We start from the raw sequence: 11,574 nt of genomic DNA, 5'->3' as shown, positions 1-11,574 counted from the left end.
CCCTGGACACCGAAGCCGGGCGGGGCGCGGCTTCAGGCGACGCGCCGCGAGGCGCGACCCTCAGTGACGCGCCGCGCGGCGCGATGGCCGTGATCCGCCTGCCGCTCGCCGGCAAGCCGCGTCGCGCGGCCGCCCAGACCGAACAACAGACGCCGGCAAAGCCCGGCGCGCCCAAGACCGAGGCAGGAGATCTGACCGATGGCTGACATTCTGGTGGTCGACGACGAGGCCGACATCCGTGAGCTCGTCGCCGACATCCTCGAGGACGAAGGCCACTCCACCCGCACCGCGTCGGACGCGGACGGCGCGCTGAAGGCGGTGGAGACCACGCGGCCCGACCTGATCATCCTCGACATCTGGCTGCAGGGCAGCCGCATGGACGGGATCGAGATCCTCAAGACCGTGCGCCGCAACCAGCCCGACATCCCGGTGGTGATCATCTCGGGCCACGGCAACATCGAGATTGCGGTCGCGGCCGTCAAACAGGGCGCCTACGACTTCATCGAAAAGCCCTTCACCACCGACCAGCTGATGCTGGTCTCGACCCGCGCGCTGGAGGCCTCGCGCCTGCGCCGCGAGATCGCCTCCCTGCAGGAGGCCGACCGCTTCCAGGCCGAGATCATCGGCGCCTCCCACGCCATCGTGGCGCTCCGCCAGAAGCTCGACCGCGTGGCGCGCACCGCGTCCCGCGTGCTGCTCTCGGGCCCGCCGGGATCGGGCAAGGAGGTGGCCGCGCGCTACATCCACACCCATTCCGACCGCGCCCGCTCGCCCTTCGTGGTGCTCAACTCGGCCAACATCGAGCCCGCGAAGATGGAGGAGACCCTGTTCGGGCGCGAGCGCGAGGACGGCGCCGTGGTTCCGGGCCTGTTCGAGAAGGCCTCCGGCGGCAGCCTGTTCCTCGACGAGGTCGCCGAGATGCCCGCCGGCGCCCAGTCCAAGATCCTGCGCGTGCTGGTCGACCAGCGCTTCGCGCGGGTCGGCGGCTCGGACATGGTGCAGACCGACGTGCGGGTGATCTCGGCGACCACCCGCGACCTGCAGTCCCTGATCCAGGCCGGCCGCTTCCGCGAGGACCTGTTCCACCGCCTCTCGGTGGTGCCGCTGGAGACGCCCTCGCTCGCGGCCCTGCGCGAGGACATCCCGGTGCTCGCCAACCACTTCCTCGCCCGCCTCGCCAAGACCGAGGGCCTGCCGCTGCGCAAGCTCTCGCCGGATGCGGCCGCGCTGCTGCAGACCCAGAACTGGCCCGGCAACGTCCGCCAGCTTCGCAACGTGATGGAGCAGGTGCTGATCCTGGGCGCCGGCGGCGGCGAGATCGCCCCCGAGGAGCTGCCCCTCACCGCCGGCGACCCCGCCGAGGGCGGCGCGATCCTGAGCCCGGCCATGGCGACGCTGCCGCTGCGCGAGGCGCGCGAGCTGTTCGAGCGCGATTACCTCATCGCCCAGATCAACCGCTTCGGCGGCAACATCTCGCGCACCGCCGCCTTCGTGGGGATGGAGCGGTCGGCCCTGCACCGCAAGCTCAAGAGCCTGGGCGTCGCCACCGTCACCCGCGGCGGCGCGCGCGTGGCCATCGCCGGCGAGGGCGAAGTCGACGAAGAGGATTTCGACGAAGGATCCTGAACGAGTCCTTGACGAGGCGCGCGGCGTTCATTCAATCTGATGAACGGTACCCTGTGCGTCGACTGCAAGGAGTTTGGTCATGACGTCGGTCTCGCGCATTCTCGGCGTCTCGGCTTTGGCTCTCGCGGCGACGTTCGCCGCGGATCGCGCCTCGGCCCTCACCGCCCTGACCGCATTTGAGGGCGGCACGCCCTACTCGTCCTACTATACGGCGACCCCGGGCGACATGATCGGCTGGCGCTTTTCGATCGCAGCGCCGATCATGCTGACCGCGCTGGGCGTGCTCGACGACGGCGACCTGGTCTCGCCGCACATGGTCGGCTTGTGGGGCGGCGGCACGCTGCTCGCCTCGCAGGAGATCGACGCGGTGGAGGGGACGCTGCTGAGCGGCTTCTACTACGAGTCGATCACCCCGGTGGCGCTGGCCGCCGGAACCTACACGATCGCCGCCTACTACCACGGGGACGACCAGGACTCCTACATCAGCGGCGCCACCTCGACGAGCTTCGACCCCGCGGTGACCTGGCTGGCCTCGCTCTATCCCGCGGGGGAGTCCCTGGGCTTCGTCGAGCCGACGCTCACCTCCGGCTCGAGAGGGCGCTTCGGGCCGAACTTCCAGTTCTCGGCGAGCGTCGTGGCGACGCCGCTGCCGGGCGCGGCGGCGCTGCTGGCGGGCGGGCTGGCGGCGTTCGGCGCGCTGGGCGCCGCCCGCCGCCGCCGGGCCTGACCCGGAGGGGCGATCCGGGGGCCGCGCTCAGGCGGAGGCGATCCGGGGCCGCGCTCAGGCGGCCGCCGCCATCCGCGCCAGGAACGGCTCGGGCAGGGCGGCGCGCATCCCCTCCAGCGCATTGACGCGCGCGAACCAGGCGTCGATGGCCGGCCCCCGCGGCCGGGCGTCGACGAACTCCAGGTTCTGCAGGCCCGTCGCCACCGCCAGATCGGCGATCGTGACCCCGTCCCCGACCAGCCACTCGCGCCCGCTCAGCGCCGCCTCCAGGATCGGCGTGAGCCCCTCGAGCAGCGCCCGCCCCTCCGCGATCAGCTCCGGTTTCGCGTTCGGCCCGGCGACGACGATGTTGAAGAACACCAGGCTGGTCGGCCGCGCCAGACGGCACTGCGTCCAGTCCAGCCACTGGTCCACCTGCGCGCGCAGGGCGGGTTGCGCGGGATACCAGCTCTCGAGCCCGTGCGTGCGGCAGATGTGGCGCAGGATGGTCATCGACTCGGCCAGCGCCAGCTCCCCGTCCTCGAGCACCGGGATCTGCCCGTTGGGGTTCAGCGCCAGGAACGCCGGGGTGCGATGCGCGCCGACCGTGAGATCCACCAGCCGCGGCTCCCAGTCGAGGCCCGCGCAGTTGAGCAGCGCCGCCACGCGGCGGGAATTCTGCGAGAACGGATGCAGATGCAGGATCATCTTCAGGCTCCATGAGAAGAAAGGGCCGCGACTCGCCGCCCCCGATCCGCACACTGCCGCCCCTCTGCTGACAGCTGTCTGTCAGCAACCTCGAGCTGCCTGTCGTCGAGGGACGAGCGCAGCCAGCCGAGTCCTGAAACTGGTCCTGAGTCCCTGCGCCTGGCGCACGATCTTCAGGGACGATCAGACGGCTCTGGCCCCCAGCCGCTCCGCCGCCGCGTCGCGTCGCGCCTTCAGTTCGCGGGGGAGGGCGATCTCCTCGACCGCTTCGCTCAGCGTCTCGACCTCCTCGAAGACGAAGGCGCCGGCGCCGTGACTTGCCAGCGACGCCTTCATGTAGGACAGCATCGGCGTCCCCTGACGCATTGAGAACTCGAAACGATTGCGCGCCGCGTCGAGGTCGCGCCCGGCTCCGACCCAGGCCTCGCCTGTCGCCTCGCAGCGCACCAGCCAGACGCCGGGCCGACGCCTCGTCTCCTTCCACGCGGCCAGCGCCGCCTTGCGATCCACCTTGGCCATCTCGGGCTCCCATAATTGTACCCGGGTGTAATTGACATGCCCGCCGCGTCGGGGCAATAGGCTCAAGCCAAACGACCCGCAGCCCGGATCCCGCGTCATGAGCGACCCCGCCCCCCACGCCGCCTTTGCCGGCCCGCGCCTCCTCGCGCTGGGTCCCTTGCCCGAGGTCGCCGCCGCCCTGCACGCGGCGCTGGCGCTGGAGCCGGGCCTCGCGATCCTCGTGTTCGACGCCGAGGGCCGCCAGCTCGACCTCGATCTGCGCGGGACGCAGGCCGAGGCCCGCGCCCGCCACGAGGCGCCGGGGCAGGGCGATCGACCCCGTCCCCGCGGCCGGCCCAGGCTGGGGGTCGTCGCGCGCGAGGTCACCCTGCTGCCGCGCCACTGGGACTGGCTGCGCGCCCGCGGCGGCGCCTCGGCCGCGCTGCGCCGGCTGGTCGAGGCCGCCCGTCGCGCCGAGGCCCCCAAGGACGCCCGCGACGCCGCCTATCGCTTCATGTCCGCCGCCGGCGGGGACCTGCCGGGCTTCGAGGAGGCCGCGCGCGCCCTCTACGCCGGCGATGCGCGGGGCTTCGAGGCCCGCCTCGCCCTCTGGCCGCCGGACCTTGCCGCCCACGCCCGCCGCCTCGCCGCCCCCGCCTTCGCCGAGCGCGGCCCGACCCCGAGCGTCCAGGTCACCGATCCGGCCGTCCGCGCCCTGCTGACCGACCCGCCTGCGGGCGCGCCGCTGATGCTCCACCTCGTGCGCCTGCGCGAGACGGCCGACTATGCCGAGGCGCCCCGGCTTGCGCCCGAGACCCCGATTTCGGGCGCGCAGGCCTTCGACCTCTATCTGCGCGGCGTGCTGCCCCTGCTGAACGAGAACGGCGGCGAGCTGACCCTGCTCGCCCGCGCCCATCCCCTGCTGATCGGGCCCGAGGGGGAGCGGTGGGACCGGGTGATGCTGGTCCGCCAGGCGAGCCTGAAGCGGCTGCTCGCCTTTGCCGACGATCCGCGGATTTCGGCCCACCTGCAGCACCGCGCGGCCGCCGTCGCCGACAGCCGGCTGATCCCGCTGAGCGAGGCCCTGCCGGGCTGACCTCGCTCATCGCGGGGCGGGCGCCGCAGCCCCTTGCCGCGGCGCGCAACGGCGGCGGCGTTTGACACCGCGCGGGCGCCGTCGCATCCTCCGCCCCGGCGTGCAGGGGACGGCCTGCGGGGACGGAGATCCCATGAAGATCATCATCTGCGGCGCGGGCCAGGTCGGTTCGCAGATCGCTCGCCACCTCAGCCGCGAGGCCAACGACGTCACCATCGTCGACCAGGACGCGGGGCTCGTGCGGCGTGTCACTGACTCCTTCGATGTCAATGGAATCGTTGGTTTCGCCTCCCACCCCGACGTGCTCGAGCGGGCCGGGGCCGAGGACGCCGACATGCTGATCGCCGCGACCTTCGCCGACGAGGTGAACATGGTCGCCTGCCAGGTCGCGCACTCGGTCTTCTCGGTGCCCCAGAAGATCGCGCGGATCCGGGCCCAGTCCTACCTGCAGAACCGCTGGGCGGACCTGTTCCGGCGCGATCACATGCCCATCGACGTGGTGATCTCGCCCGAGCTCGAGGTCGCGCGCGTCGCCATGCGCCGCCTGCAGAACCCCGAAGCCTTTGATATCGAGAACTTCCTCGATGAGAAGGTGCGGCTGGTCGGCACCCGCCTGCTGCCCGATTGCCCGGTCCTGAACACGCCTCTGCGCCAGTTGTCGGAGCTGTTCTCGACCCTCAAGGCCATCGTCGTCGCCTATCGCCGCGACGGGCAGCTGCACGTCGCCTCGCCCCAGGACTCGCTGCTGGAAGGCGACGACGTCTACTTTGTCGCCGCCGCCGAGGATGTCACCCGCACCCTGTCGCTGTTCGGGCGCGAGAGCCGCAAGGTCTCCCGCGTGGTGATCGTGGGCGCCGGCAACGTCGGTCTGCAAGTCGCGAGGATGCTTGAAAAACACGCCGAGCGCCCGCGCGTGAAGATGATCGACCGCGACCGGGCCCGCGCCGAGCGCGCCGCCGAGGAGCTGGAGCGGACCATCGTGCTGCTCGGCGACGGCCTCGACCCCGTGCTGCTCGAGGAGGCCAACGTTCGCGACGCCGACGCGATCCTGTCGCTGACCTTCGACGACAAGACCAACCTGCTGGCCGCCGCGCGCGGCAAGAAGGCGGGCTGCCGGACCGCCATCGCGCTGTGCAACGACCCCTCCTACGCCGAGCTTTCGGATTCGCTGGGCGTCGACGCGCTGCTGGTGCCGCGTTCGACCACCGTCTCCTCGATCCTGCGCCATGTGCGCCGGGGGCGGGTTCGCGCCGTCTATGCGGTGGGCGACGCCGAGGCGGAGGTGATCGAGGCGCAGGTGCTCGCCACCTCACCTATCGCCGGCAAGCCGCTGAGATCGGCGGGATTTCCAGAATCCGCCATCGTCGGCGCGGTGCTGGGACGCGACGGGGTGAAGATGCCCTCGGGCGACCTGGTGATCCAGGAGCACGACCGCGTGGTGGTCTTCGCGCGCCGCGACGTGGTGCGGGAGGTGGAGCAGTTGTTCCGCGTCTCGGTCGACTTCTTCTGAGCCGCGGCCGTCCGCCATGCGCCTGAAGGGCTTCCCGGTCTTCCTGGTCTTCGCCTTCGCGCTGGGGGCGCTGATGCTGCTGCCCGCGCTGGCGGCGGGGCTCGAGCGGGACTGGCGCTCGGCGCGGCTGTTCTTCTACGCCTCGCTCTTCGTGATGCTGGCGGCCTCGGCGCTGGGGGCGGCGGCGTGGCGGCGGGGGGAATCGGGCTCCAATGCGCGGGCCGAGCTGATGACCCTGCTGGGCGTCTTCGCCGCCGGCCCGGTCTTCGCGGCCGCGCCCATCGCGCTGATCCTGCCGGAGATCGGCTGGACGGGCGCGTATTTCGAGGCGACCTCGTCGCTGACCACCACCGGCGCCACGCTGATCACGCCGTTCTCCGCGCCGCCCTCGATCCACCTGTGGCGGTCGATGCTGGGCTGGCTCGGGGGGCTCGCGACGCTGGTGGGGGCGATCTCGATCCTCGCCCCGCGCGAGCTGCTGGATCTGCCCGGCGCCTCCTCGGCCGGTGAGGCGCGGATGCGGGTGGGTCGGATCCTGGCGCTGGGGCCGGGGGGACGGCGGGCGGCGCGCGCGCTGATGGCGGTCGGGCCGGCCTATGCCGGGCTGACCGCGATCGCGGCCGCCGCGCTCGCCACCTCGGGCGCCCCCAGCTTCGTGGCGCTGTGTCATGCGATGGGCATCGTCTCGACCTCGGGCATCTCGCCGCTCGCGGGGGGGCTCGCGGCCGAGGGCAACCGCATGGCCGAAGTGGTCGCTGTCCTGTTCCTGATCCTGTCGATGTCGCGCCTGACGCTGGGCCGGCGCGGGCCGACCGCCGGCCCCGGAGCGGCGCGCACCTGGCTCGAGGCGCGTCGCGATCCCGAGATCCAGCTGCTGGTCATCGCCGTGGCCATCGCCACCGTCTGGCTGTTCGCCCATGGCATCTGGGTCGGCGCGGGGCCGAGTCAGATCTTCGACAGCCCGTTCCACGCCGGGCGGGCGCTGTGGGGCGGGTTCGCCACCTCGATCGGGATGATCTCGACCTCGGGCTACGTCTCGGCCGACTGGCCCGACGTGGTCACCTGGGCGCAGGTCGAGGCGCCCTCGCTGATGCTGATGGGCCTCGCGACGCTCGGCGGGGGCGTGGCGACCACCGCGGGCGGGGTGAAGCTGTTCCGCGCCTACGCGCTCTATCGTCACGGGGGGGGAGAGCTGGACCGGCTGTGCCACCCCTCGCGCATCGACACGGCGCGCACCTCGGGGGGGAAGCTGTCGCGCGACGCGATCATCAACGCCTGGGTCTACGTGATGCTCTACATGACCGCGCTGGCGGTGGCGCTGATGGCGCTGACCCTGGCGGGGATGGAGTTCGACGCGGCCATGGCCGGGGCCGTGGCCTCGCTGTCCAACACCGGGCCGCTGTTTCCGCTGGCCACGGGCGCCGACTACCAGCAGGCCTCGGAGGCCGCGCGGGCGGTGATGCTGGCCGCGATGATCCTGGGGCGGATCGAGGTTCTGGCGGCGGTGGCGCTGTGCAACCCCGCCTATTGGCGGAAGTGATCGCGCAAATCTGATTTCGCACCCGCAGCAAACGGCCGCACGCGCGAAAAGGACTTTCATTTCCCGCCGGACGCCCTCATCTTGCCTTCATCGACCCAAGAGCGCCGAAGGGCGCCCGCCTCATAAAACTGAAACCCCAAAGAAGGGGGACGAAACACATGGCCGACAAGCAGAATCTGCAGGACGCCTTCCTCAACCACATCCGCAAGAACAAGGTTCCGGTCACCATCTTCCTGGTGAACGGGGTCAAGCTTCAGGGCGTGATCACCTGGTTCGACAATTTCTGCGTCCTGCTGCGCCGCGACGGGCAGAGCCAGCTGGTCTACAAGCACGCGATCTCGACCGTGATGCCGTCCCAGCCGATCTCCCTTTACGAGCCCGGCGAAGAGGGATAACTGCCGCGGGATGACCCGCGCCCATGTGCTGCATCCCGATATCCGCAACCGACCCACCGACGACCTGCGCCTGCCGGCGCAGGCGCTCGAGGAGGCCATCGGTCTCGCCGCCGCCATCGACCTCGAGGTCGTTGGCGCGGACGTCGTCCGCCTGCCCAAGGCGGACGCCGGCCATCTGTTCGGCTCCGGCAAGGTCGAGGAGCTGGGCGAGCGCTTCAAGGAAGAGGAGGCGGAGCTTGTCATTGTCGACGGCCCCGTCTCCCCCGTCCAGCAGCGCAACCTGGAGAAGGCCTGGAAGGTCAAGATCCTCGACCGCACCGGCCTGATCCTCGAGATCTTCGGCGAGCGCGCCCGCACCCGCGAGGGCGTGCTTCAGGTCGAGCTCGCGCATCTCAACTACCAGAAGACCCGGCTGGTCCGCTCCTGGACCCACCTCGAGCGTCAGCGCGGCGGCCTCGGCTTTGTCGGCGGCCCTGGCGAGACGCAGATCGAGGCGGACCGCCGCGCGCTGAGCGACCGGATCAAGAAGATCGAGAAACGTCTTGAAACGGTTGTCAAAACCCGTGAGCTGCACCGCGAGTCCCGGCGCAAGATCCCCTATCCGGTGATCGCGCTGGTGGGCTACACCAACGCCGGCAAGTCGACGCTCTTCAACCGCCTGACCGAGGCGCATGTGATGGCCGAGGACATGCTCTTCGCCACGCTCGACCCCACGATGCGCGAGATCCGGCTGCCCTCGGGCCGCCGCGCGATCCTGTCGGACACGGTGGGCTTCATCTCCAACCTGCCCACGCAGCTGGTCGCGGCCTTCCGCGCCACCCTCGAGGAGGTGCTGGAGGCCGACCTGATCCTGCACGTGCGCGACGTCAGCCACGACGACGCCGAGGCCCAGGCCGAGGACGTCGCCCGCGTGCTGGGCGCGCTCGGGGTCGACGACGACCGCCGGGCGGGCATGCTCGAGGTGCGCAACAAGGTCGACCGGCTGCCCGACGCCTCGCGCCTGGCGATGCTGAACGAGACCGCGCGGCGCACCGACGCGGTGGCCTGCTCGGCGCTGACCGGGCAGGGCGTGCCCGAGCTGCTCGCGGCCGTCGAATCCCGCCTCGGGCTGCGCGAGCTGAGCCGCCGCCTGCGCGTGCCCTCCGAGGATGGCGCGGCGCTGGCCTGGGTTCACGCTCACATGACCGTGGACGGCGCTGAGACCTCGGACGAGGCGACGCTTCTGGACGTGCGCGGGGATCCGGAGGAATTCGGCCGCCTCGCCAAACGCTTCCCCGATGTGGCCGAGATCGCGGACGAAGACGACCTGCCGCGCGTCGCCGAGTGAGGCGCGCGCGCGGGGCAGGGCGGCGAGCCCTCCCGCGAGACCCCCTGCGCCGCTGATCCCTCCGCCGAACCGATCGCGGGCCGCGGGAGGCGATCGTCTCGCCTGCCGCCTCGCGCGTCCTGTTCACGTGTCGGAAAGCGATTTCACGAACGCTGCGTTCATGTTCTTGCAACAATCCCGATCCTGAAGCAAAACGACGCGGGGGAAATCGGGGTTCGCGCCACAGAGCGCGACAGGGGCAGGATACGCGACATGACGACACCCAGCTGGGATGGGCCGAGCTTCACCGCTTCGGACGGCTTCTTTGCGAAATACGCGCCGCAGGTCGTGGCGCTGGCCGACGGAAACTTCGCGGTGGTCTGGAGCGGCTCGCGCGCGAGCGACGAGGATCCCGACGGCGGCCAGACCCCGATCGCGCGCCTGTTCGACGCCGATCGCAACCCGCTGGGCGACAGCTTCGTCGTTGCCGACGATCTCGACGGGTCGCAGGCCGACTTCATCGTCGCGGCCACCGCCGACGGCGGCTTTGGCGTCATGTACACCGACCGGCTGGCGGCCTCCGAGCCGGGCACGTTCCTCGCGCGCTTCGACAAGACCGGCGCGCGGGTCGGCGACGACGTGCGCCTGTTCGGCGACGGCGTCTCGGGCGTTGGCCTCGCGGGGCAGGCGGACGGCTCGATGATCGCGCTCGAGGTGGTGTTCTCGGGCGGCAACGCCACCCGCGCGGCCGTGATCGACAGCGACAACGCGCTGGTCGAGACCGGCATCGACACCGGCGCGGGCGCCGTCACCATCGGCGGCGAGAACATCCTGGACGCCGTGGGCGCGGGAACCGCCTTTGTCGAGCTTTCGGGCGGGGCCTCGGCGCGCGCCGCGACGCTGTTCGCGCTGGGCGCCGACGGCGCGCCCGACACCGCGACGCCGCTGTTCGCGGGCGAGGAGAACTTCGGCAACTACCTGGCCCGCGTGCTGCCCGACGGCCGCGCGGTCGTGGCCAGCACGGTTTCCGAGGACGGCGCCAGCCTGCTGCGCGTGCGCCTGTTCGGGGCCGACGGCGCGAAGCTCTCCGACCAGACGCTCGACCCCGATCCCGACGCCAACGACCCCTCGCAGATCGTGCCGTCGCCCGACGGCGGCTTTCTGGTGCTGATGACCTCGGGCAACCTCAACGGCCCCGACCGGCAGGAGGCGAGCGCGCTGAGCTTCGACGCCGAGGGCGCGCCTGAGGGCGAGGCCTTCGCGCTGAATCGCGACTCGACCGGCGCCCAGTCCCGCGCCCATGGCGTCTGGCTCGAGGGCGGCGACTTCATGGCGGTCTGGGACGACGCGCCGAATCCCTGGGACAACCGGATCACGGGGCAGGGGTTCGACCCCTCCGGCCTGACCGCGGGCCACGCGCCCACCGACCTGGCGCTGACCGGCGACCCGGTGACGCCCGGCCTCGCGGGCCAGACCATCGGCACGCTTACGGTCGTGGACGAAGACGAGGGCGACAGCTTCACGTTCGAGTTCGTGAACGCCTCGGACTCCCTGCGCTTCGTGATCGAGGGCGATGAGCTGCGCTATGCGCCCTCGGTCGAGCCGACCGACGTCGCCACCTTCAACCAGGTGGCGCTGCGGGTCACCGACGCACAGTTCAACACCTACGTCGAAACCCTTGAAATCCCCTTCGAATCCACCGATCCGGAGCCCGAGGGCGTGACCCGCGTCGGAACGAAGAAAGCCGACAAGCTGGTCGGCAAGGGCGGCGACGACCTGCTCAAGGGCAAGGGCGGCAAGGACAAGCTGCTGGCCCGCGCGGGCGACGACGACCTGCAGGGCGGCGGCGGCAAGGACCTGCTGAAGGGCCAGGGCGGCGACGACCGGCTCGACGGCGGCAAGGGTCGCGACAAGCTGATCGGCGGCGGCGGCGCGGACGTCTTCGTGCTCGACGGCAAGGGCGGCCCCGACCGGGTGAAGGACTTCGCCGACGGGCTCGACCGTATCGAGATCCGCTCGGGCGCCTCCGACTTCGAGGCGCTGAAGCTGGTGCGCAAGGGCGAGGACGTCCTGATCAAGGACGGCCGCGACAAGCTGGCCCTGCTGGACGACGTGTCGAAGTCCGATCTGGACGGCGGCGACTTTCTGTTTTCCTGAATGAATCCAATCTCGTGTCCCAATCGCTTGCA

11 protein-coding genes are annotated in these 11,574 nt (G+C 71.3%); 9 read left to right on the top strand and 2 right to left on the bottom strand.

The window, feature by feature from the left end; genetic code table 11:
• The 3 genes from AAC134_RS16220 to AAC134_RS16210 all read left to right on the top strand — a co-directional run.
• Positions 1-206: hypothetical protein (locus tag AAC134_RS16220; protein ID WP_339950160.1), on the top strand; the 206-nt coding region annotated here is incomplete at its 5' end.
• Entirely contained in the window at positions 199-1,626 is a 1,428-nt protein-coding gene (locus AAC134_RS16215; RefSeq protein ID WP_339950159.1) for a sigma-54 dependent transcriptional regulator, read from the top strand. The genes AAC134_RS16220 and AAC134_RS16215, both read left to right, overlap by 8 nt.
• Before the next feature lie 79 nt (positions 1,627-1,705).
• Positions 1,706-2,353 carry a hypothetical protein gene (locus tag AAC134_RS16210; RefSeq protein WP_339950158.1) on the top strand — a complete coding sequence of 216 codons (648 nt, stop codon included), beginning with the start codon at positions 1,706-1,708 and terminating at the stop codon, positions 2,351-2,353.
• A gap of 54 nt (positions 2,354-2,407) precedes the next feature.
• On the opposite strand, the gene AAC134_RS16205 is transcribed toward AAC134_RS16210, so the two are convergent.
• Both AAC134_RS16205 and AAC134_RS16200 read right to left on the bottom strand, forming a co-directional pair.
• Positions 2,408-3,040 carry a glutathione S-transferase family protein gene (locus AAC134_RS16205; RefSeq protein WP_339950157.1) on the bottom strand — a complete coding sequence of 211 codons (633 nt, stop codon included), beginning with the start codon at positions 3,038-3,040 and terminating at the stop codon, positions 2,408-2,410.
• Between the two features lie 183 nt (positions 3,041-3,223).
• Complete coding sequence (locus AAC134_RS16200; protein ID WP_339950156.1) at positions 3,224-3,559, bottom strand: GIY-YIG nuclease family protein; 336 nt, start codon at positions 3,557-3,559, stop codon at positions 3,224-3,226.
• A 97-nt stretch (positions 3,560-3,656) separates the two neighbouring features.
• Between AAC134_RS16200 and AAC134_RS16195 the strand changes: the two genes are divergently transcribed.
• From AAC134_RS16195 to AAC134_RS16170, 6 genes are all read left to right on the top strand, one after another.
• On the top strand, positions 3,657-4,634 hold the full coding sequence (locus AAC134_RS16195; protein ID WP_339950155.1) for a DUF2239 family protein: 978 nt from the start codon (positions 3,657-3,659) through the stop codon (positions 4,632-4,634).
• Positions 4,635-4,767: 133 nt separating this feature from the next.
• Positions 4,768-6,144, top strand: coding sequence for a Trk system potassium transporter TrkA (trkA, locus tag AAC134_RS16190; RefSeq protein ID WP_339950154.1), 1,377 nt, complete (start codon positions 4,768-4,770; stop codon positions 6,142-6,144).
• Positions 6,145-6,160: 16 nt separating this feature from the next.
• The gene (locus tag AAC134_RS16185; protein WP_339950153.1) at positions 6,161-7,684 is read left to right on the top strand and encodes a potassium transporter TrkG; all 1,524 of its coding nucleotides are present in this window, start codon (positions 6,161-6,163) and stop codon (positions 7,682-7,684) included.
• Between the two features lie 158 nt (positions 7,685-7,842).
• Complete coding sequence (gene hfq, locus AAC134_RS16180) at positions 7,843-8,079, top strand: RNA chaperone Hfq (protein ID WP_092862134.1); 237 nt, start codon at positions 7,843-7,845, stop codon at positions 8,077-8,079.
• Positions 8,080-8,089: 10 nt separating this feature from the next.
• Complete coding sequence (gene hflX / locus AAC134_RS16175; RefSeq protein WP_339950152.1) at positions 8,090-9,406, top strand: GTPase HflX; 1,317 nt, start codon at positions 8,090-8,092, stop codon at positions 9,404-9,406.
• A gap of 252 nt (positions 9,407-9,658) precedes the next feature.
• On the top strand, positions 9,659-11,542 hold the full coding sequence (locus AAC134_RS16170; protein ID WP_339950151.1) for a hypothetical protein: 1,884 nt from the start codon (positions 9,659-9,661) through the stop codon (positions 11,540-11,542).
• Positions 11,543-11,574 lie beyond the last annotated feature (32 nt).

It is taken from the genome of uncultured Albimonas sp. (assembly GCF_963977235.1).
In the GTDB taxonomy this organism is placed as follows: domain Bacteria; phylum Pseudomonadota; class Alphaproteobacteria; order Rhodobacterales; family Rhodobacteraceae; genus Albimonas.
The sequence above is the reverse complement of the archived record's forward strand: the minus strand, read 5'-3'. Positions and strand labels throughout refer to the sequence as shown.

Bases quoted from the DNA above. Each gene is read 5' to 3' on its own strand.
- AAC134_RS16215 (WP_339950159.1), top strand. From the start codon at position 199: ATGGCTGACATTCTGGTGGTCGACGACGAGGCCGACATCCGTGAGCTC.
- AAC134_RS16210 (WP_339950158.1), top strand. From the start codon at position 1,706: ATGACGTCGGTCTCGCGCATTCTCGGCGTCTCGGCTTTGGCTCTCGCG.
- AAC134_RS16205 (WP_339950157.1), bottom strand. From the start codon at position 3,040: ATGATCCTGCATCTGCATCCGTTCTCGCAGAATTCCCGCCGCGTGGCG.
- AAC134_RS16200 (WP_339950156.1), bottom strand. From the start codon at position 3,559: ATGGCCAAGGTGGATCGCAAGGCGGCGCTGGCCGCGTGGAAGGAGACG.
- AAC134_RS16195 (WP_339950155.1), top strand. From the start codon at position 3,657: ATGAGCGACCCCGCCCCCCACGCCGCCTTTGCCGGCCCGCGCCTCCTC.
- trkA (WP_339950154.1), top strand. From the start codon at position 4,768: ATGAAGATCATCATCTGCGGCGCGGGCCAGGTCGGTTCGCAGATCGCT.
- AAC134_RS16185 (WP_339950153.1), top strand. From the start codon at position 6,161: ATGCGCCTGAAGGGCTTCCCGGTCTTCCTGGTCTTCGCCTTCGCGCTG.
- hfq (WP_092862134.1), top strand. From the start codon at position 7,843: ATGGCCGACAAGCAGAATCTGCAGGACGCCTTCCTCAACCACATCCGC.
- hflX (WP_339950152.1), top strand. From the start codon at position 8,090: ATGACCCGCGCCCATGTGCTGCATCCCGATATCCGCAACCGACCCACC.
- AAC134_RS16170 (WP_339950151.1), top strand. From the start codon at position 9,659: ATGACGACACCCAGCTGGGATGGGCCGAGCTTCACCGCTTCGGACGGC.